Genomic DNA, 20,455 nt, shown 5'->3' on the forward strand with positions numbered 1-20,455 from the left:
GCGGCGGCTTTCAACGGCGGCGCTGGAAGCGGCCAAAGCTTCGGCGACGGCCTCCCTGCCCTCTCCGAGCGCACGGGCGAGCGTGACGATCTCGCCCATCTTCTGCCGGGAGAAGGCCAGCCAGCCTTTCAGCTCCGGATCGAGACCTTCTTCCAGTTCGACGTCGATCGGCACGTGCAGGAGCGAACAGGAAGGAGCGATCTCCACATGGTCTCGGCCGCGCGTGGCGATGACCGGCTCCAGCCTCTCCACCAGCTTTTCCAGATCGGTGCGCCAGATATTCCGCCCATCGATGGCGCCGAGCGAGAGGACCATGCAGGGCGGAGCCTTGTCGACGATGCGGTCGAGTTCGTCGCCGCCGCGGGTGAGGTCGAGATGCAGACCGCCGACCGGCAGGCCGAGCGCCGTATCGAGATTGTCGCCCAAACCGCCGAAATAGGTGTTGAGCATGATGGGCGTATAGGGATGCGTCGGCGCCAGCACGTCATAGGCGCGCTTCAGCGCCTTCTGCGTCGCCGGATCGGCATCGAGCGACAGGCAGGGCTCGTCGATCTGCATCCATTCTACCCCGGCCTCGCGGAAGCGGTCGAGGAGCTGGCCGTAGACCGGCAGAAGGCCCTCCAGGAGCGATAGCGTGTCGAAGCCATCTTCCTTGGCCTTGGCGAGCTTCAGGAAGCTGACCGGGCCGAGGAGGACCGGACGCGTCGCAAAGCCGAGCGCCTTCGCCTCGGCGAATTCATCGAGCGGCTTGGTGGTGGCCAGCGTGAAGCGCTGGTCGGGCGCAAGCTCCGGGACGATGTAGTGGTAGTTGGTGTCGAACCACTTCGTCATCTCAAGGGCCGGCACGCTCCGCCCGTCGATCTCACCGCCGCGCGCCATGGCGAAGTAGGTGTCGAGCGAGACCTCGCCGCCATCCCAGCCATAGATGTCGGGGATGGCCCCGACCATGACGGCCGTGTCGAGGACATGGTCATAGAGAGAAAAATCGTTCGACGGGATGTCGTCGATTCCGATCGTATCCTGATAGGCCCAGTTCGCGGCTCTGAGCTCGGCGGCCTTCTTCAAGAGCGCGCCGGCACCAGACTTGCCGGCCCAGTAGCTCTCCAGTGCGAATTTCAGCTCGCGGCGCGACCCGATGCGCGGGACGCCCAAAGTGGCTGTGGGAAGCGGAAATTTTTCCAAGAGTAACCCCCGTTGGCTGGACGGACGGGGGACGGGACGGGAACGCTGAAAGCGGGCCGCGACCTCCGGGACACCCCGCCCGAGGACATTGCACATTCGTCGGGGCAGGTTTCCTGGCTGGCGGCTCGGCGCCTCGTCCGGCCTTCCCGAAGCTTGCCGCTTCAGTGGCTTTTGGTGGACTTCGGCTCGCCGCTTACAGTTGCGGGGGCAGCTCCGGCCTTGCTTCTCGGCGCACCGGATTCCCTCTTAGCCTCGGCTCGCAAGCCGGGGCACCTCGACGGTCCACGTGTGCGATAGGCGCAGCGCCCCTGTCAAGAGATATAAAGGTGTCTTTATGTCTTTATATAATGTGGCGAGCGCAATTCCGCCCCGCAGCGCTAAAGGACGCCGGCGGCCGCAACTGCTTGCCAGTCCGATCGGCCATCGGTCTGCCTTCAGAGCGCTTTGTTCGGGCAGCCGGTCAACGTTTCCGATTGCTCGATCATTTCTCTTCCCGGCTGTTTCGCCACAATCGCACCGAAGACGCCGCCGATCCGATCGGCGTGGCGTCATATCTGGAATTGTCTCTGATTCAGGAGGACGGCGTGATGCGATCGGACAGACAGGGAAATGCGCTCCCGGGCGCTTCGCCGGAGGCAGCCGCTGCGTTCGACCGCGCACTCGACGCGTCGGCGATCCTCTGGCGGCTGCAGCTCTGCGGCCACGACGTCGGCGATCGCTGGATCGAGGCGGCGAAGGCCTGGGACGCGCATGCGGATGGCAGGACCTATCCATTCAACGACTGGCATGCGGTGATGGCCTATCTCGGCGCTGGCAGGCAGGCCGATGTCGAGCGGATCGCCACGGCGCTGCGGCAGGCTGAGGGCGTTCCGGCCGAAGTCTGCGAATGGGGGCGGCGGACCGCGCTCCCGCTCGTGGAAGGCTTCGCCGCCTTCTGGCGTGGGGATTATGCCACCGCCGTCGAGAGGCTGCATGGCGCGCGCTTCATCGCCAACAGTTTCGGCGCCAGCCACGCGCAGCGTGACATCATCGACTGGACGGTGACGGAAGCGGCCATCCGCGCAGGCATGTCGGGCATGGCCGAAGCGCTCGCCAACGAGCGGCGGGCGCTGAAGCCCCACAGCCCCATCAACCGCGGCTTCCTGGGCAGGGCACGCCTTGCCGGAACGGCCGCCGCCGCCGCTGCCTGAGCGCAGCCGGCGGCGGGGCGGCGATGGCCGCCTCCCTCAATGACATCCATGAACGGTGACACCGAGATGAAGAGCCTTGCCATTGTCGTGCGCGACGACGCCTATGACCGCATCCTTACCCTGCTCACCTTCGCGTATACCCAGGCCGCGGCGGGCGTTGAGGTCGACCTCCTCTTCGTGCTCTGGGCGGTGCGTGCGCTCACCGACGAGGGCGCGGCGGCGCTGCAGGTCGACGCCGCGCACGCCCATGAAGCCGATTGGCTGAAGCGCCGGCTGAAGGCCGAGGGCGATCCCGTCGCGATCGCCGACTTCCTGAAGCTGATCAAGAACACCGGCAATGCCAGATTGTACGGCTGCAGGTTTGCCGCATCGACCTTCGCTGTCGTCGACGGCGATCTGAGCGAGGCGGCCGATGGCATTGTCAACCCGGGCTGGTTCCTCGCCGAGAAGGCCACTAAGGCCGATCACTGCCAGTATTTCTGATGTCTCAGCCGGTCGCGGCGCGATGTCGGTCGCGCCAGGCCGCCGGCGGCACGCCATGCTGGCGCTTGAAGGCGCGGTTGAAGGCGACCGGTGCCTCGTAGCCGACGCGATAGGCGATCTCGCGCACCGTCAGCCGGGTCTCGCGCAGGAGCGATCGCGCTGCGGCAAGCCGCGCCTGGGCGAGGTAGCGGATCGGCGGCGCACCGAGGAACAGGGCGAAGCGATCGACGAAAGCCGTCCGCGACATCTGCAGCTTTCCGGCGATGTCCTCCACGGTCCATGGGCGAGCGAGGTCACCATGCAACAGCGCCAGAGCGCGGCCGATTTGCGGGTCGCGCATGCCGCCGAGCCACCCCGCCGGACTGGCTTCGCTCTCGCAATGGCGGCGCAGAGCCTCGACAAGCAGGAGTTCCGACAGCCGCGACATCACCGCCGCGGACCCGACCCTGCCACGCGCCAGCTCCTGTGCGGCAACCCGCACAGAAGCTTCGATCCAGGCCAGTGAGGCGACATCAGCCAGAGGCACTGTCAGAAGCAGCGGCAGCGTTTCAAGGACAGGATGGGATGCCCCATCGCTGGCGAGGAAGCCGCAGAACAGGCGGGTTTCTTCGCGGCCGCCGCCGTGCTCGATGCGCACGAGGCCGTCCGGACCCGGCGGCGACAGCAGATCCTCGCCGGCCACCGGGGTGAGGCCCGGCGCACTCATGACCGTGTGCGGATCGTTTCGCGGCAAAAGGACGATCTCGCCGGCACCAACCTCCAGGGGCGCAGTACTCCCGGCCGCGACAAACATCCGGCCGTAGGTGACGGCGTGATAGGCGATGATCTGTGCCGGCACGTCCATGAACGGCCTGCAATCCTCCGGCCCAACCTGCGCCGCGAGTGCCCAAGGCGCGCTCATGCGCGCCTCCAGAAACACCCCGCCTTTCAGATCGAGCGCGCGGATCACGTCTGATAAGGGATCCTGAAGCATCGCCCCTCCCTCGGCTTTACGACCGTCCTTCGAGCATGCTCCTGGCAGGCACGCGAGGAAGATAGCAGAGGTCGGTGACCGACGTACCCGGCAACGGACGCTGCACCGGCGGCCGTTCCTCCAGGCCGCCAGGGTCATCGCAAGGATTTCCTGCCGCTATTCGGCAGCCTGAGCGAGCGACGCTGGCACGTAGTTCAGTATTGGCCCCAGCCACCGTTCGACTTCTGGCGCGCTCATCGCCTTGCGCGCTGCATAATCCTCGACCTGATCGCGCTCGACCTTGCCTACGCCGAAATAATAGCTTTCCGGATGGGCCAGATAGATTCCGGAGACGGACGAGCCCGGCCACATCGCCATGCTTTCGGTGAGGCTGACGCCCGCGTTCTTCTCCGCGTCGAGCAGCCTGAAGAGGGTCGCCTTTTCCGTGTGATCCGGTTGGGCGGGGTAGCCCGGAGCGGGCCGGATTCCCTGGTAGGGCTCGCCGATGAGCTCGTCCGGCGCCAGGCCCTCGTTCGGCGCGTATCCCCAGAACTCCTTGCGCACACACTCATGCATTCGCTCGGCAAAGGCTTCGGCGAAACGGTCGGCAAGCGCCTTGACCAAGATGGAGTTGTAATCGTCGTTGGCTTGCTCGAACCGCTCGGCGATGGCGACTTCCTCGATGCCGGCGGTAACCACGAATCCACCGACCCAATCCGGCTTTCCGCTTTCGACCGGCGCGACGAAATCGGAAAGGGCGACATTGGCCCTGTCGCCGCGCCTGGCCAGTTGCTGGCGCAGCGTGAAAAGCGTGGCGAGCTCTGTCTTGCGTGTCTCGTCCGTGAACAGACGGATGTCGTCGCCGACCACGTTGGCGGGCCAGAAGCCTATGACGCCTTTCGGCGCGAACCACTTTTCGTCGATGATCCTCGCCAGCATCAGCTGAGCTTCCTCAAAGAGCTGACGGGCGGCAGGCCCCTGCTTGTCGTCTTCGAGAATTTTGGGATAGCGGCCCTTCAACTCCCAGGCGTGGAAAAATGGCGTCCAGTCGATGTAGCGCGCGAGATCGGCCAGATCCCAGGTCCCGAACGCTCTCACACCGGTGAAGGACGGGCGCGGCGGCGTGTAGTCGGCCCAGTCGATCCTGTGTGCGTTGGCGCGCGCCCTGGCCAGCGGCAGCCGCTGCTTCTCGCGCTCCGAGCGCTCATGCGCCTCGCTCACCTTCCTGTATTCGGCGCGCAGCTTTTCCACATAGTCAGGCTTCGTCTCCTGCGACAGCAGACTGCCAACCACGCCGACCGCGCGGCTGGCATCGGTCACATAGACGGCCTGGCCGCGCTCGTACTGCGGATGGATCTTCACCGCGGTGTGCACGCGGCTCGTCGTCGCGCCGCCGATCAGGAGCGGGATGTCGAAGCCCTCGCGCTCCATCTCGGAGGCGACATGCACCATCTCATCGAGCGACGGGGTGATCAGGCCGGAAAGCCCGACAATGTCCACGTTCTCGCGCCGAGCCGTCTCCAGTATTTTGGTAACCGGGGCCATGACGCCGAGATCGACGATCTCGTAGTTGTTGCAGGCGAGCACGACGCCGACGATGTTCTTGCCGATGTCATGGACGTCGCCCTTCACCGTCGCCATCAGGATTTTGCCCGCGGCCCGCCGGTGCGAGCCGCCACTCGCGGCCTTTTCGGCCTCCAGGTAGGGCAGGAGAACGGCGACGGCCTGTTTCATCACGCGGGCCGATTTCACCACCTGCGGCAGGAACATCTTTCCCGCGCCGAACAGATCGCCGACGACGTTCATGCCGGCCATCAACGGCCCTTCAATGACGTGCAACGGCCGCTCGGCATTCAGTCGCGCTTCTTCGGTGTCTTGCTCGATGAACTCGGTGATGCCGTTGACCAGCGCATGCTCCAGCCGCTTCTCGACGGGCCATTCACGCCAGGCGAGGTCTTTCTCCTTCGCTTCCTTTCCGCCAGAGCCCCTGAACCGCTCGGCGATCTCCAGCATGCGCTCGGTCGCCGTGCCACCCGCCTTCGGAATCCGGTTGAGGATCACGTCCTCGCATGCTTCCCGCAATTCCGGGTCGATCGTGTCGTACACGGCGAGCTGGCCGGCATTCACGATACCCATATCCATACCGCGTTGGATGGCATGATAGAGGAACACGGCGTGCATGGCCTCGCGCACCGGTTCGTTGCCGCGGAAGGAAAAGGAAAGGTTGGAGACGCCGCCGGAAATGTGAACATGAGGCAGCGAACCGATGATCTCGCCCGTCGCCTCGATGAAATCGACGCCGTAATTGTCGTGCTCCTCGATGCCCGTGGCCACGGCAAAGACGTTGGGATCGAAGATGATGTCCTCGGGCGGGAAGCCTACCTTCTCGGTAAGCAGCTTGTAGGCGCGGGTGCAAATCTCGACCTTGCGGTGCTTGGTATCGGCCTGGCCGATCTCGTCGAAGGCCATGACGACCACGGCGGCGCCGTACATACGACACAGCCTGGCCTGGTTGAGGAAAGCCTCCTCCCCTTCCTTCATCGAGATCGAATTGACGATGGGCTTGCCCTGCACGCATTTGAGGCCTGCCTCGATCACCTCCCATTTGGAGGAATCGATCATCACCGGCACGCGGGCGATATCGGGCTCGGCGGCGATAAGGTTGAGATATTCCACCATCGCCTTTTTCGAATCGATCAGGCCCTCGTCCATATTCACGTCGATGACCTGCGCACCGTTCGCCACCTGATCGCGCGCGACCTCCAGCGCCGCAGCATAGTCGCCGGCGGTGATCAGCTTGCGGAACCGTGCGGAGCCCGTGACATTGGTGCGCTCACCGACGTTCACGAAGGGGATGTTCTTGGTCAGAGCGAACGGCTCGAGCCCCGAAAGACGCATTTCCGGGGCAGGGTCGGGCACGCTGCGCGGCGCGTGACGGCCGACGGCCTCGGCGATAGCGGCGATGTGTTCCGGTGTCGAACCGCAACAGCCGCCGACAACGTTGACCAGGCCTTCGCGCGCAAACCCCTCGATCTGCTCGGCCATGAATTCGGGGCTTTCATCGTACTGGCCGAAGGCGTTCGGCAGACCGGCATTCGGATAGGCGCAAATGAACGTGTCGGCGACACCGGAAAGCTCAGCCAGGTGCGGTCTCATGGCGGTCGCACCGAGCGCGCAGTTCAGCCCGACCGTGAAAGGCTTGGCATGACGGATCGAGTGCCAGAAGGCCGTCGGCGTCTGACCGGAAAGGGTGCGGCCCGACAGATCGGTGATCGTGCCGGAGATCATCACCGGCCGGCGGATCCCCTTCTCCGCAAAGACCTCCTCGCAGGCGAATATCGCCGCCTTGGCGTTCAGCGTGTCGAAGATCGTCTCGATGAGAACGATATCGGCACCACCCTCGATCAAGCCGCGCAACTGCTCGCTATAGGCGATGCGAAGGTCATCGAATGTGACGGCACGAAAGCCCGGATTGTTGACGTCCGGCGAGATGGAGGCCGTCCGGTTGGTCGGTCCGAGCGCGCCGGCGACGAAGCGGCGTCTGCCGTCTTCCTGCTCCGCCCGCATAGCCGCTCGCCGCGCCAGCCGCGCGCCGTCGCGGTTCAGCTCATAGACCATCTCCTCCATACCGTAGTCGGCCTGGGCGATGGAGGTGGAGGAAAAGGTGTTGGTTTCGATGATATCCGCGCCTGCCTTGGCATAGGCGTAATGGACATCCTCGACCGCCTTCGGCTGCGTCAGGATCAGAAGATCGTTGTTGCCTTGCTGATGGCAGGAACAGCAGGCAAAGCGATCGCCCCGGAAATGGTCCTCCTGAAAAGCGAGGTCCTGGATCTGCGTGCCCATCGCACCGTCGAGGATCAGGATGCGCTCGCGCGCTGCGGCCTGCAGAGCGGCAAGTATCTCCGAGCCGTCCGACGTGGCCGCCGCCGGCCGGAGGGAATCATCGATTGAGGACATGAACAACGTTCTTCATATGAGTGCGCAACCGGAGCAGAACTGCATAAAGATATCTTTATGTCAACATATCGCCGATCCGTTCTGGAGCGACGCCGGTAAGACAAGTGCCTGGATGCTGAAAGCGACGGTGCCTCCACGCTTCAGCGGTCACAGCTGCGAGTGGAAATCATTTCCGCGGGCCCGCGGTGATCGCCTTCTCCACTGAGGCCAGGGGCTCCTCAGCTGCGCTATCCTCGAGATGGCAGGCCTGCGCAGCGCGAACGCAGTCGTCCTTCTCAGCCGGCGGCGGATCGCGATCCATGCAGACGCCCCCAAGACGGCAACATGTGACGCCTCAATATCCAGATGACACTGCATATTCCCGCCGCGGCGAGTTATCGTGATTCTATCGATTGACAGCGAAAGCAAACCGCATACTAGATATAGCGGTCACGGTCTTTCGAATCGCATGATCGAGAGCTAAGAGGGAAGCCGGTGCGCCAAGACGCAAAGCCGGAGCTGCCCCCGCAACTGTAGGCGGCGAGCCTGCATCCATGATGTGCCACTGAAGCCTCGGCTTCGGGAAGGTTGGATGCTGGCGACAACCCGCAAGCCAGGAGACCTGCCGTGGCCGAAGTGAAACGTCCTCGGGCGGGGTGTCCCGGTGGTGCGGTTGTCGGTGCGTGGCCCGTCAGGCCGTCATGCTTCCGCTTTCCGTCCGCTCTGACCTCCGTCCCTAATCTAGACAGGGAATTGAGATGTCAGTGGCGCCTTCAGCCCTTCCTCCTGCGGCCGTGGTCAAGCGCAGCGGCGACCGTGTGCCGTTCGACGGCGGCAAGATCCGCTCCGCCATCGCCCGAGCCGGCAGGGCGAGCGGCGAGTTCGGGGAGGAGGAGGCGGCGCTTCTGGCGATCCAGACCGTCAAGGTCCTTTCCTATCGCTTCGCCGGTCAGACCCCGCAAATCGAGGAGATTCAGGACGTCGTCGAACAGGCCCTGATCTCGGCCAACCATTTTGCCACGGCGCGCGCCTATATCGTCTACCGCGAGCAGCATGCGCGCCTGCGCCGCGACCGCAAGACCGTGGTCGACGTCGCCTCCTCGATCAACGAATACCTCGAGCGCCAGGACTGGCGCGTCAACGCCAACGCCAATCAGGGCTATTCGCTGGGCGGGCTGATCCTCAACGTGTCGGGCAAGGTGATGGCCAATTACTGGCTGTCGCATGTCTATCCGCCTGAGGTCGGTGCGGCGCATCGCGACGGCGACATCCACATCCACGACCTCGACATGCTGTCCGGCTATTGCGCCGGCTGGTCGCTGCGCACGCTGCTTCTGGAAGGCCTAAACGGCGTTCCGGGCAAGGTGGAGGCGGGGCCGCCGAGGCATCTTGGCAGCGCCGTCGGCCAGATCGTCAATTTCCTCGGCACGCTGCAGAACGAATGGGCAGGCGCGCAGGCCTTTTCCTCCTTCGACACCTATATGGCACCCTTCATCCGCAAGGATGGCCTGTCCTACGAAGAAGTGCGCCAGTGCATCCAGGAGCTCGTCTACAACCTCAACGTCCCCTCGCGCTGGGGCACGCAGACGCCCTTCACCAACCTCACCTTCGACTGGAGCTGCCCGGACGACCTCAAGGATCAGGTGCCGGTCATCGGCGGCGAGGAGATGGCCTTCACCTACGGCGATCTCCAGGCCGAGATGGACATGATCAACCGCGCCTATATCGAGGTGATGACGACGGGCGACGCCAAGGGTCGGGTCTTTACCTTCCCGATCCCGACCTACAACATCACGCCCGACTTTCCCTGGGAGAGCGAGAACGCCGAGCGGCTCTTCGCCATGACAGCGAAATACGGCCTGCCCTACTTCCAGAACTTCCTCAATTCGGAACTGAAGCCCAACATGATCCGCTCGATGTGCTGCCGGCTGCAGCTCGATCTGAGCGAGCTCTTGAAGCGGGGCAACGGCCTTTTTGGCAGCGCCGAGCAGACGGGCTCTCTCGGCGTCGTCACCATCAACTGCGCCCGGCTCGGCTACGTCCACAAGGGCGACGAGGCCGGCCTCTTCGCCCGGCTCGACGCGCTTCTCGACATCGCCCGCACCAGCCTGGAGATCAAGCGCAAGGTCATCCAGCAGCTCATCGACAACGGCCTCTTCCCCTACACGAAGCGCTATCTCGGTACGGTGCGCAACCACTTCTCCACGGCCGGCGTCAACGGCGTCAACGAGATGATCCGCAACTTCACCGGCGATGCGGAGGACATCACCACCGAATGGGGGCATGCCTTCGCCGTCAGGTTCCTCGACCATGTGCGCGAGCGCATCGTCGGCTTCCAGGAAGAGACCGGCCACATGTACAATCTGGAGGCGACGCCCGCCGAGGGGACGGCCTATCGCTTCGCCCGCGAGGACGCCAGGCGCTTTGCCGGCATCCTGCAGGCGGGGACGCCCGACCATCCTTACTACACCAACTCCAGCCAGCTTCCCGTCGGCTTCACCGACGACCCGTTCGAAGCGCTGGAACGGCAGGAGGAGCTGCAGCGCAAATACACCGGCGGCACCGTCCTGCATCTTTACATGGGCGAGCAGATATCCTCGGCGGAGGCGTGCAAGAAGCTGGTGCGCCGGGCACTGGAGAATTTCCGCCTGCCCTACGTCACGGTGACGCCGACCTTCTCGATCTGTCCCAAGCACGGCTACATCGCCGGTGCGCACACATTCTGCCCGAAATGCGACGCCGAGCTGATCGCCCGCAAGCGAGAGCTTGTGGCGGCTGCCTAACCCTCAGAAAAGGACAATTGTCATGAAGACCCCCTGCCAGACCGCCGCTCAGGATCCCGCCGCCCTTTTGAGCGATGAGGAACGCCAGCCCTGCGAGGTGTGGACCCGCGTCATGGGCTATCACCGCCCTGTCTCGTCCTTCAACCGCGGCAAGCAGGGCGAGTTCGCCGAGCGCGTGTGCTTCACCGAAGAAAAGGCGCATCTTGACTGAGCTGCGCGTCGGCGGCCTCAGCCCCCTCTCCTCCTGCGACTGGCCGGGAGAGTTGGCGGCGACGATCTTCTGCCAGGGCTGCCCCTGGGATTGCCGCTACTGCCACAACCAGTCGCTGCGCCCTGCTTGCGGGCCGCAGCGCATTCCTTGGGCGGAGATCGTCGATTTCCTCGCCCGTCGCCGGGCGCTTCTCGACGGCGTCGTCTTCTCCGGCGGCGAGCCCACCCTGCAGGCGGCCCTGCCGCAGGCGATCCGCGAGGTCCGGGCGATGGGCTTTAAGATCGGCCTGCACACGGCCGGCCCCTACCCTGAACGGCTCAAGGCCGTCCTGCCGCTGGTCGACTGGGTGGGTTTCGACATCAAGGCCCCCTTTCCAGACTATGCCAGGATCACCAAGGCTGCAGGCAGCGGCGAGAAGGCGTCGGAGAGCCTGCGGCATCTGTTGCAGAGCGGTGTCGCCTATCAGGTGCGCACCACCGTCCACCCGTCGCTCCTCGACGAGGCCGCCCTCGCGTGGCTCAAGGAGGATCTTGCCGGGCGTGGCGTGCGCGGCCATGTCCTGCAGAAATTCCGGCGCGAGGGCTGCGTCGATCCCGAGCTGGTCGCCGGCGCGGGATTGGGGATGACGCACATTTCCGCTTGACCGCGGCACCGGGTCGCATTTACATCACCTTGTGTTACGGTCGCAGCATACATACGAGATGTTGCGCTAAGAGGGAAGCCGGTGGAAGTCCGGCGCTGCCCCCGCAACTGTCAGCGGCGAGCCTTTGCCCACCCATGTCACTGAAGCCTGCCGGCTTTGGGAAGACGGGCCAAGGCGCCGAGCCGCGAGCCAGGAGACCTGCCGTGACAGCAAACAACGTCCTCGGGCGGGGTGTCCTGGTGGTCGCATGCCGTCTCGCCGCCTTCCGGCCCGATCACGCGCGCGTCCGCTCCGCTCCCGCCCCAACCGCTACGGGGTCACGAGCCGATGTCATCAACCGCCGAAGCCGCGCTGCGGATCGAGCCGGAGCACTTGCCGCCACAGGAGCGGGCGCGGAAGCCTGAGAGCACACCCGGCTATCAGGTGATCCGCCGCAACGGCGCCGTGACGCCCTTCGACGCCGCCAAGATCGCCGTTGCGCTCACCAAGGCTTTCCTTGCGGTCGAAGGCAACAGCGCCGCCGCCTCGCGCCGCGTGCACGACATTGTCGCCGAGCTCACCGACGAGATCGTCGCCAGCCTGACGCGGCGGGGCGAGACCGGCCGCGCCTTCCAAATCGAGGACATCCAGGACCAGGTCGAGCTTGCCCTGATGCGCGGCGGTCATCACAAGGTCGCCCGCGCCTACGTGCTCTACCGCGAAGCGCATGCGCGCGAGCGCGCCGCCGTCAAGGCGGAGGAGGCCGCCCCTTCCAGCCTGAAGATGAAGGCCGCCGACGGCGCGCTGGTGCCGCTCGACGAAGCCCGGCTGCAGGCGGTGATCGAGGAATCCACCGAGGGGCTTGAGGACGTCAGCGCCAAGGCGATCCTGGCGGAGACGCACCGCAACGTCTACGACGGCATCAGCGTCGACGAGCTGGCGCTGGCGCCGATCCTTTCGGCGCGCACGCTGATCGAGACGGAGCCGAACTATTCCAAGGTCGCCGCGCGGCTGCTGCTCGACAAGCTGCGCCGCGAGGCACTCACCTTCCTTGCAGGGCGGCCGGAGCAGGCGACCCAGGCGGAGATGGCAGAGCGCTACGGCGCGTATTTCCGCGCCTATGTGAAAGCGGGCATCGCCGAGGAGCTGATCGAACCCGAGCTCGTCCGTTTCGACCTTGATCGGCTCGCCGCCGCGATCGAGCCGGAACGCGACCTCGCCTTCGACTATCTCGGCCTGCAGACCCTTTACGACCGCTATCTTCTGCATGCGCGCGGCAACCGGTTCGAGCTGCCGCAGGCCTTCTTCATGCGCGTCGCCATGGGGCTGGCGCTGCGCGAGGTCGATCGCGAGGCCCGGGCGATCGAGTTCTACCGCCTCCTCTCCTCCTTCGACTTCATGGCCTCCACCCCCACCCTGTTCAACGCCGGCACGCCGCGCCCGCAGCTCTCCTCCTGTTTCCTGACCAGCGTGGCCGACGATCTCGACGGCATCTTCAAGGCGGTGAAGGACAATGCCCTGCTCGCCAAGTATTCCGGCGGGCTCGGCAACGACTGGACGCGGGTGCGCGGCCTCGGCGCGCATATCAAGGGCACTAACGGCCAGAGCCAGGGGGTCGTGCCGTTCCTGAAGGTGGCCAACGACACGGCGATCGCCGTCAACCAGGGCGGCAAGCGCAAGGGCGCCGTCTGCGCCTATCTGGAAACCTGGCATATCGATATCGAGGAATTCCTCGACCTCAGGAAGAACACCGGCGACGATCGGCGCCGCACCCACGACATGAACACGGCGAACTGGGTGCCGGACCTGTTCATGGAGCGGGTGGAGGAGAACGCCACCTGGACGCTCTTCTCGCCCGACGAGACGCCCGATCTGCACGACCTCACCGGCGCGGCCTTCCGCTCTGCCTATGAGGCCTACGAGGCCAAGGCGGAGGCCGGAGAGATCCGGGTGTTCAAGCGGATGAACGCCGTCGATTTGTGGCGGCGCATGCTGACCATGCTGTTTGAGACGGGCCATCCCTGGATCACTTTCAAGGATCCCTGCAACCTGCGCTCGCCGCAGGGCCATGTCGGCAATGTGCACTCCTCCAACCTGTGCACCGAGATCACGCTCAATACCTCAGACGACGAGGTGGCCGTGTGCAATCTCGGCTCAGTCAATCTGGCCGCCCATGTCACGCCGCAAGGCCTCGACCGGGAGAAGCTGAAGCGCACGGTGCGGACCGCGATGCGCATGCTCGACAACGTCGTCGACATCAATTTCTACACTATCCCCGAAGCGCGCCGCTCCAACCTGCGCCACCGTCCGGTCGGGCTTGGCCTGATGGGCTTCCAGGATGCCTTGCAGGTGCTGCACCTGCCCTACGCCTCCGAGGAAGCCGTCGCCTTCGCCGACGAGAGCATGGAGGCGCTGAGCTTCGAAGCGATCTCCGGCTCGGTCGATCTTGCGGCCGAGCGCGGGCGCTATTCTTCCTTCGAAGGCTCGCTATGGTCGAAGGGCGTCCTGCCGGTCGATTCCATCGAGCGGCTTCAGGCGGAGCGGCCTTCGCTTGAGATGGACCGCAGCGCCCGTCTCGACTGGGAGAGCCTGCGCCAGCGCGTGATGGCCGTCGGCATGCGCAACTCCAACTGCATGGCGATCGCGCCGACGGCGACGATCTCCAACATCTGCGGCGTCTCGCAGTCGATCGAGCCGGCCTACCAGAACCTCTTCGTCAAATCGAACATGTCCGGCGACTTCACCGTGGTGAACGCCGCGCTCGTGCGCGACCTCAAGGCCCGCGGCCTGTGGGACGAAGTGACGGTATCTGACCTCAAATATTACGACGGCAGTGTCGGCGAGATCGCCCGTCTGCCCGACGACATCAAGGCGCTCTACGCCACCGCCTTCGAGATCGACCCGGCCTGGCTGATCGAGGCGGCGTCGCGGCGGCAGAAATGGATCGACCAGGCCCAGTCGCTCAACATCTACATGGCCAACGCCTCGGGGCGGAAGCTCGACGAAACCTACCGGCTCGCCTGGAAGCGGGGGCTGAAGACGACCTACTACCTGCGCTCGCGCTCTGCCACCCATGTGGAGAAATCGACCCTGAAGGGCACTGACGGCAAGCTCAACGCCGTCTCGGTCGCGGAGGTCGCTGCCGTACCCTCCGCTCTGAACGGGGCCCGGGTCCAGGCCTGTGCCATCGACGACCCGGAATGCGAAGCCTGCCAGTGAGCGGCCCGAAGCAAGGATTGGAGAAACGCATGCTTGACTGGTCTGAACCCAGAACCAGCCCGAAAATTGCCAACCCGGCGGGGCGCGCCGAAGCGCCCGCTGCCGACATGCCGGCCACCGATGCGCCGTCCCCAGATGGGACGGTTGGCGATGCGACGCTTGGCGATGCAACCGGGCTCGGCGAGATCGACCGCGGCGCCGCGCGCGTTTCGGTGGACGACAAGCGCATGATCAATGCGCGCGCCGACGTCAATCAGCTCCTGCCGCTGAAATACCGCTGGGCCTGGGAGAAATACCTGTCCGGCTGCAACAACCATTGGATGCCGACCGAGGTCTCCATGCAGGCCGATATTGCGCTGTGGAAGTCGAACGAGGGCCTCAGCGAGGACGAACGGCGCATGGTCAAGCGCAACCTCGGCTTCTTCGCCGCTTCGGAAAGCCTCGTCGCCAACAACATCGTGCTGGCGATCTATCGCCACCTCACCAACCCGGAATGCCGGCAATACCTGCTGCGGCAGGCCTTCGAGGAGGCGGTGCATACGCACACCTTCCAGTACATCGTGGAAAGCCTCGGCCTCGACGAGGGCGAGCTCTTCAACATGTACCGCGAGGTGCCGTCGATCACCGACAAGGCGGCCTGGGCGCTCGACTACACGAAGCACCTCGACGACCCGGCCTTCGCAACCGGCACGCCGGAGGCCGACCAGGCGTTCCTGCGCGACCTCGTCGCCTTCTATGTTGTCTTCGAGGGGATGTGGTTCTACACCGGCTTTGCGCAGATCCTGTCGCTCGGGCGGCGCAACAAGATGGTTGGGATCGCCGAGCAGTACCAGTACATCCTGCGCGACGAGTCCATCCATCTCAACTTCGGCATCGACGTGATCAACCAGATCAAGATCGAGAACCCCGATCTATGGACGAAAGCCTTCCAGGACGAGGTGCGCGCCATGCTGAAGGACGCGGCCGAGCTCGAGGCGGCCTATGGCAGGGATACGATGCCGCGCGGCTTCCTCGGCCTGAATGCGGGATTGTGCGAAAAATACATGCACTTCATCGCCAACCGCCGCTGTGCCCAGCTCGGCCTCGGGCCTGTCTTCGCCGAGACGGAAAATCCGTTCCCGTGGATGAGCGAGGCGATGGACCTGAAGAAGGAGAAGAATTTCTTCGAGACCCGCGTCATCGAATACCAGAACGGCGGCGCGCTGAGCTGGGACTGAGAGCGGGCTCGCAGCGGCACAGAGAGCACTTCCAGCCAACGGCTTCAAACGCCGGTGCCGGTCCCGCCATGGCATCGTTAGAACATGTCTTAGAACGACCATGCGTATGTCGCTTTCGCAAGACCACCACGCGAAAGCCACTGACATCATCTTCCTCGCTTGAGGTGCCGTCTGCAGGAGGAAGCGGACGGATAATTGGGAAGCCGGTGAGCGTTCGCGCGAGTCCGGCGCTGCCCCCGCAACGGTAGCGGAGTTTGAAGTCCCGCCGAAAACCACTGGGCGATGCCCGGGAAGGTGACGGGACGGTCCTAGAAGGACAGCTCCGGAGCCCGGAAACCAGCCTTGAGCCGGTTTGAACCGACTGATCGCGGTGGGCGGTCTGGAGGGGAAGCGCTTCGGGCGGGCCGCGCGGCCCTGGCTAGGTGCGTGGCCTCCACAACAGCCACCAAGTTCAGTCCTTGCGAGGGCAGGACATGGATGTGCGCGAAGAGATGCTGAACCTGATCCGCAATCGGCGGGCAGGTTTCAGCCTGGAACAGCCTTTCTACACGGATGCGGATTTCTTCCGCCTCGATCTGGATCTCATCTGGTATCGCGATTGGCTGTTCGTCGGCCACGATTGCGAGGTCGCCAAGCCCGGCGGCTACTTTACCGTTCAGGTCGGCGACTATCCTATCGTCATCGTGCGCGGCCGCGACGGTGAGATCCGCGCCTTCCACAATTCCTGCCGGCATCGCGGCAGCCGTGTGTGCGCGGGCGAACGCGGCACCTCCGCCCGGCTGGTCTGCCCCTATCACCAATGGACCTACGATCTCGACGGCGCCCTCGTTTTCGCCCGGCAGATGGCGGAAGGCTTCCGCAAGGAGGACTTCGGCCTGAAGCCGGTCGCCTGCGAGACGACGGGCGGCTACATCTTCATCTGCCTCGCGGAAGAGCCGGCCGACTTCGCCCCCTTCCGCACGCTGATGGCGCCCTATTTCGCCCCGCACAACCTGAGTGAAGCCAGGGTCGCGCACGAGACGACGATCATCGAGAAGGGCAACTGGAAGCTCGTCTGGGAGAACAACCGCGAATGCTATCATTGCGCGGCGAACCACCCGGAGCTGTGCAAGACCTTTCCCGAGGCCCCCACCGTGACGGGCGTCAACGGCGCCGAAAGCGATCCGGAAATGCTCGCCCACTGGGCGAAATGCGAGGCCGCCGGGCTCCCTTCGCGTTTCCGGATCGATCCGGCCGGGCAGTACCGTGCGACACGCGCGCCTCTCCTGCGCGATGCGGTCAGCTACACGATCACGGGAAAACGGGCCGTCGCCCGCGACCTTTCCGACAGGGTTGCGCTCGATCGTATCGGCACGCTGCTGCTCTACCATTACCCAACGACGTGGAACCACGTGCTTGGCGACCACGCCGTCACCTTTCGTGTCCTGCCGGTCGGGCCCCAAGAGACGGCCGTTACGACCAAATGGCTCGTGCACAAGGATGCCGTCGAAGGACGCGACTACCACCTTCAGAACCTCATTCATGTCTGGACGGAAACCAACGACGAGGACCGCCGCATCGTCGAGGAGAACGCCTTCGGCATCCGCTCTCCCGCCTACGAGCCAGGGCCATACTCGGAGATGCACGAGGGCGGCGTCATCCAGTTCGTCGACTGGTACGCCGCCTTCATGGAATCGCGCCTCGCCGACAGCGCGACGTCGCATTGGCGCAATGTCGCCTGAGGAGGCCGGCATGAATGCTCTCACCGATATCGGCCGCTACCAGCCGCTCGACGAAACGGTGCCCTGGAACGACCGGCTGCAGGTGCTTGAGGTGATCGCCGTCACCGACGAGGCGCCGGAGGTGAAGACCTTCACCTTCCGCTCCGAGGCACAGACCTGGTTCCGCTACAAGCCGGGCCAATTCGTCACACTGGAACTGCCAACGGCGGAGGGCCCGCTGATGCGGACCTACACCCTCTCGTCGAGCCCCTCGCGGCCGTTCTCGGCCGCCGTCACCGTCAAGGCGCAGCCGGGCAGCATCGGTACGCGCTGGATGTTCGAGCACCTGAAGGTGGGCGACCGGCTGAAGGCCTTCGGTCCGGCGGGGAGCTTTTCCCATCACGACCACCCGGCAGAGAAATATCTCTTCCTTTCCGCCGGTTCCGGCATCACGCCGATGATGTCGATGCTGCGCTGGTTCAACGACTGCTCGCCCTCCGCCGACGTTGCCTTCATCAACTGCGCCAGGCGACCGGAGGACATTCTCTTCCGCCGCGAACTGGAGCTGATCGCTGCCAGCATGCCGGGCGTCGCCCTCGCCTTCCTGGTGGAGGAACGGTCCCGGCGCGAGAGCTGGTCCGGCCCGCTTGGCCGTTTCGACACGCTGCGGCTCAACCTGCTTGCGCCAGATTTTGCCGATCGCGAAGTGTTCTGCTGCGGCCCGGAGCCCTTCATGCAGGTGGTGCGCGAGACGCTCGACGCCTCCGGCTTCGACATGCGCCGCTATCATCAGGAAAGCTTTTCGGTCGGGCCGGCGGCCGATCTCGCGGCCACATTGGGCGGCATGCCCGAAGCGCGCAGCGGCGTTCCCTGCGAAACCGCCCTGCCGGTGCATTTCTCCCTATCGAACGCGGCAGGCGAATGCCTCGGCGATCAGACCGTGCTCGAGGCAGCGCGGGCCTGTGGCGTGCGCATCCCTGCCGCCTGCGAATCCGGCCTCTGCGGCACCTGCAAGGTGAGAAAGCTCTCCGGCGAGGTGGCGATGGCCCACAATGGCGGCATCCTTGAAGACGAGATCGCTCAGGGTTTCATTCTTGCCTGCTGCTCACGGCCGCTTTGCACCGTCGAGATCGAGGCGTAGGGGCAAGCGAAATGGCGCCGCGCCGCCAAGGCTGCACTGACACAGACGCACAAGACAAAAGACAGTGAGACAATTCCCATGAGCGATGCCTCTGCCGCTTCGGCAACCCTCGGTCTCCTCCCCAGGCTCGACAAGGGAGCGGTCATCTGCGCCGAGGGCTACCTCTTCGAACTGGAACGTCGCGGCTACCTGCAGGCGGGCCCTTTCGTCCCCGAGGTGGTGATTGAGCATCCGGAAGTGTTGAGACGGCTGCACGAGGACTTCGTCCATGCCGGCAGTGACATCGTGGAGGCGCTCACCTACTACGCGCATCGTCAGAAGCTGAAGGTCATTGGCCGCGAAGAAGAGATGGAAGAGATGAACCGCCAGGCGTTGCGGATCGCCAAGGACGTTGCCGTGCGCCACGGTTGCCTGATGGCCGGCAACATCTGCAACACCAACGTTTTTGAGACCGACGACGCTTCCACGCACATCGCCGTGCGCTCCATGTTCGAGGAACAGGTGAGCTGGGCCGTCGAAGAAGGCGCGGACTTCCTGATTGCCGAGACGCTCGACTGGTGCGGCGAGGCCGAGATCGCGCTTGACGTTATGCGCCAGACAGGCCTGCCGACGGTCGTCACGCTCTCCGTGCACCGCAGCGAGGAGATGTTCGACGGCGTGCCGGTGGTGGACGCATGTCTCAGGCTCGAAGCGGCTGGAGCCGATGTGGTCGGCCTCAATTGCCAGCGCGGCCCGAAAACGCTTATGCCGGTCGTTGAGCGAGTGCGCGAGGCGGTCTCATGCCATGTCGCCGCCCTTCCCGTGCCATACCGTACGACGGAAGCAGAACCGACGTTCCAGTCGCTCACTGATACCGCCTGCGGATGTGTGCCCGGCGACATGCCGTTCCCGACGGCGCTCGATCCCTTCACCTGCAATCGCTACGAATGCGCGGAGTTCGCGCGCGAGGCGTACGAAATGGGCGTGCGCTATGTCGGGCTGTGCTGTGGCGCGTCCCCCCACCATATCCGTGCTGTTGCGGAGGCCCTCGGGCGGGCCGCGCCTGGCAGCCGCTATTCTCCGGATATGTCGAAGCATGCTTTCTTCGGCACCGATGCGGCGATTCCGGATCGATACCGGCGCCGGCAAGCGGAGATTTGAAGCCACGCTCGCCTTCGCGACCTACGACGTCTTCCTGAGATCGTTGCGCAAGTCCAGGCGACCGTATCGGCACCGCCGACCTAAGCGGTCCTGCCCGGCCTCTTGAGATCCTCTTCCCGCCATGCCTCGATCGTGCCTGGGCTCCGCTCCAGCAGAGCCACAAGAGCGGCCGAAAACACGTGCACGTTGAACCCCTTCTCCGCCCGGCCAGATCGCTGGCGGGGGGCGGACGGCAGGCGACCATCCTTCATCCAGCGACGACGCTCTTGCGAGGTGATCCTCAGGATGCGGCTCACCTCACCCGCAGGAATCGGTGCATCGAAGATGGCAGAGAGGCGACGGCGAAGCGTGTGGAGCGCCTCCTCGACCTGACCACGCGCGATCGCATCGAACTGGAAGGCCGGCAGCCCCCGACCGGCTGAGATGTCCTCGCCACTAAGCCTGCGCATGCTGCGGCGGAAGGAGCGCCGCGCCCCACTCATCCGCCCGGTGAGCCTTCTTCGAAAATCGTCGGGAGGAACGAGGCTTATGGTTATTCGGTCGCCGAGGTCTTGAAGCACGACGTAGTCTGCAACACTCGGTTCTCCAGCGGTCTCCTCACCGTTCTGCTTGTCGGAGTAGTCGACGTCAGGGAGTTCTTTCGCAACGCTTCGAAGCACCCTCGGCACGGATGATC

General features: G+C 64.7%; 13 protein-coding genes, 1 pseudogene and 4 riboswitches. Of the genes and pseudogenes, 10 read left to right on the forward strand and 4 right to left on the reverse strand.

The features are described from left to right. Nucleotides 1–1,182: pseudogene (locus Q331_RS0117425) on the reverse strand (5-methyltetrahydropteroyltriglutamate--homocysteine S-methyltransferase); the annotation flags it as partial. 86 nt (nucleotides 1,183–1,268) lie between these two features. Then, nucleotides 1,269–1,474: riboswitch (cobalamin riboswitch) on the reverse strand. A gap of 55 nt (nucleotides 1,475–1,529) precedes the next feature. Between Q331_RS0117425 and Q331_RS24075 the strand changes: the two are divergent. Both Q331_RS24075 and Q331_RS0117435 read left to right on the forward strand, forming a co-directional pair. Beyond that, on the forward strand, nucleotides 1,530–2,372 hold the full coding sequence (locus Q331_RS24075; RefSeq protein ID WP_210164984.1) for a hypothetical protein: 843 nt from the start codon (nucleotides 1,530–1,532) through the stop codon (nucleotides 2,370–2,372). A gap of 66 nt (nucleotides 2,373–2,438) precedes the next feature. Beyond that, complete coding sequence (locus Q331_RS0117435) at nucleotides 2,439–2,855, forward strand: hypothetical protein (RefSeq protein WP_026381728.1); 417 nt, start codon at nucleotides 2,439–2,441, stop codon at nucleotides 2,853–2,855. A 4-nt stretch (nucleotides 2,856–2,859) separates the two neighbouring features. On the opposite strand, the gene Q331_RS0117440 is transcribed toward Q331_RS0117435, so the two are convergent. Both Q331_RS0117440 and metH read right to left on the reverse strand, forming a co-directional pair. Further along, nucleotides 2,860–3,828 (reverse strand): AraC family transcriptional regulator, encoded by a 969-nt coding sequence (locus Q331_RS0117440; RefSeq protein ID WP_026381729.1) that lies wholly within the window; start codon nucleotides 3,826–3,828, stop codon nucleotides 2,860–2,862. A gap of 156 nt (nucleotides 3,829–3,984) precedes the next feature. Then, a complete protein-coding gene (gene metH, locus Q331_RS0117445) occupies nucleotides 3,985–7,767 on the reverse strand; it encodes a methionine synthase (protein ID WP_026381730.1) in 3,783 nt (1,260 codons plus the stop codon). Nucleotides 7,768–8,182: 415 nt separating this feature from the next. Next, nucleotides 8,183–8,390: riboswitch (cobalamin riboswitch) on the forward strand. Between the two features lie 114 nt (nucleotides 8,391–8,504). On the opposite strand from metH, the gene Q331_RS0117455 reads away from it, so the two are divergent. From Q331_RS0117455 to Q331_RS0117490, 8 genes are all read left to right on the forward strand, one after another. After that, nucleotides 8,505–10,529 carry a ribonucleoside triphosphate reductase gene (locus Q331_RS0117455; RefSeq protein ID WP_026381731.1) on the forward strand — a complete coding sequence of 675 codons (2,025 nt, stop codon included), beginning with the start codon at nucleotides 8,505–8,507 and terminating at the stop codon, nucleotides 10,527–10,529. Between the two features lie 22 nt (nucleotides 10,530–10,551). After that, nucleotides 10,552–10,740 (forward strand): anaerobic ribonucleoside-triphosphate reductase, encoded by a 189-nt coding sequence (gene nrdD / locus Q331_RS24345; RefSeq protein WP_026381732.1) that lies wholly within the window; start codon nucleotides 10,552–10,554, stop codon nucleotides 10,738–10,740. Continuing rightward, complete coding sequence (locus tag Q331_RS22400) at nucleotides 10,733–11,383, forward strand: anaerobic ribonucleoside-triphosphate reductase activating protein (protein WP_051631318.1); 651 nt, start codon at nucleotides 10,733–10,735, stop codon at nucleotides 11,381–11,383. Before nrdD ends, Q331_RS22400 begins: the two co-directional genes overlap by 8 nt. Before the next feature lie 20 nt (nucleotides 11,384–11,403). Beyond that, nucleotides 11,404–11,603, forward strand: a riboswitch (cobalamin riboswitch). Between the two features lie 107 nt (nucleotides 11,604–11,710). Further along, nucleotides 11,711–14,581 (forward strand): ribonucleoside-diphosphate reductase subunit alpha, encoded by a 2,871-nt coding sequence (locus Q331_RS0117470; RefSeq protein WP_026381733.1) that lies wholly within the window; start codon nucleotides 11,711–11,713, stop codon nucleotides 14,579–14,581. Nucleotides 14,582–14,610: 29 nt separating this feature from the next. Then, entirely contained in the window at nucleotides 14,611–15,798 is a 1,188-nt protein-coding gene (locus Q331_RS0117475; RefSeq protein WP_026381734.1) for a ribonucleotide-diphosphate reductase subunit beta, read from the forward strand. A gap of 145 nt (nucleotides 15,799–15,943) precedes the next feature. Next, nucleotides 15,944–16,157: riboswitch (cobalamin riboswitch) on the forward strand. Between the two features lie 114 nt (nucleotides 16,158–16,271). Continuing rightward, nucleotides 16,272–17,519 carry an aromatic ring-hydroxylating oxygenase subunit alpha gene (locus tag Q331_RS0117480; RefSeq protein WP_026381735.1) on the forward strand — a complete coding sequence of 416 codons (1,248 nt, stop codon included), beginning with the start codon at nucleotides 16,272–16,274 and terminating at the stop codon, nucleotides 17,517–17,519. Nucleotides 17,520–17,529: 10 nt separating this feature from the next. Beyond that, on the forward strand, nucleotides 17,530–18,639 hold the full coding sequence (locus Q331_RS0117485) for a 2Fe-2S iron-sulfur cluster-binding protein (protein ID WP_026381736.1): 1,110 nt from the start codon (nucleotides 17,530–17,532) through the stop codon (nucleotides 18,637–18,639). Between the two features lie 78 nt (nucleotides 18,640–18,717). Next, entirely contained in the window at nucleotides 18,718–19,779 is a 1,062-nt protein-coding gene (locus Q331_RS0117490) for a homocysteine S-methyltransferase family protein (protein ID WP_026381737.1), read from the forward strand. An 80-nt stretch (nucleotides 19,780–19,859) separates the two neighbouring features. Here the strand turns inward: Q331_RS0117490 and Q331_RS22405 are convergent, their stop codons facing one another. After that, nucleotides 19,860–20,447, reverse strand: coding sequence for a hypothetical protein (locus Q331_RS22405; RefSeq protein ID WP_156953407.1), 588 nt, complete (start codon nucleotides 20,445–20,447; stop codon nucleotides 19,860–19,862). Between the last annotated feature and the right edge of the window lie 8 nt (nucleotides 20,448–20,455).

It is taken from the genome of Afifella pfennigii DSM 17143, from assembly GCF_000688515.1.
GTDB lineage: Bacteria > Pseudomonadota > Alphaproteobacteria > Rhizobiales > Afifellaceae > Afifella > Afifella pfennigii.

Bases quoted from the DNA above. Each gene is read 5' to 3' on its own strand.
- Q331_RS0117470 (WP_026381733.1), top strand. From the start codon at position 11,711: ATGTCATCAACCGCCGAAGCCGCGCTGCGGATCGAGCCGGAGCACTTG.
- metH (WP_026381730.1), bottom strand. From the start codon at position 7,767: ATGTCCTCAATCGATGATTCCCTCCGGCCGGCGGCGGCCACGTCGGAC.
- Q331_RS24075 (WP_210164984.1), top strand. From the start codon at position 1,530: ATGTGGCGAGCGCAATTCCGCCCCGCAGCGCTAAAGGACGCCGGCGGC.
- Q331_RS0117480 (WP_026381735.1), top strand. From the start codon at position 16,272: ATGGATGTGCGCGAAGAGATGCTGAACCTGATCCGCAATCGGCGGGCA.
- Q331_RS0117485 (WP_026381736.1), top strand. From the start codon at position 17,530: ATGAATGCTCTCACCGATATCGGCCGCTACCAGCCGCTCGACGAAACG.
- Q331_RS0117455 (WP_026381731.1), top strand. From the start codon at position 8,505: ATGTCAGTGGCGCCTTCAGCCCTTCCTCCTGCGGCCGTGGTCAAGCGC.
- Q331_RS0117435 (WP_026381728.1), top strand. From the start codon at position 2,439: ATGAAGAGCCTTGCCATTGTCGTGCGCGACGACGCCTATGACCGCATC.
- Q331_RS0117490 (WP_026381737.1), top strand. From the start codon at position 18,718: ATGAGCGATGCCTCTGCCGCTTCGGCAACCCTCGGTCTCCTCCCCAGG.
- nrdD (WP_026381732.1), top strand. From the start codon at position 10,552: ATGAAGACCCCCTGCCAGACCGCCGCTCAGGATCCCGCCGCCCTTTTG.
- Q331_RS0117440 (WP_026381729.1), bottom strand. From the start codon at position 3,828: ATGCTTCAGGATCCCTTATCAGACGTGATCCGCGCGCTCGATCTGAAA.
- Q331_RS0117475 (WP_026381734.1), top strand. From the start codon at position 14,611: ATGCTTGACTGGTCTGAACCCAGAACCAGCCCGAAAATTGCCAACCCG.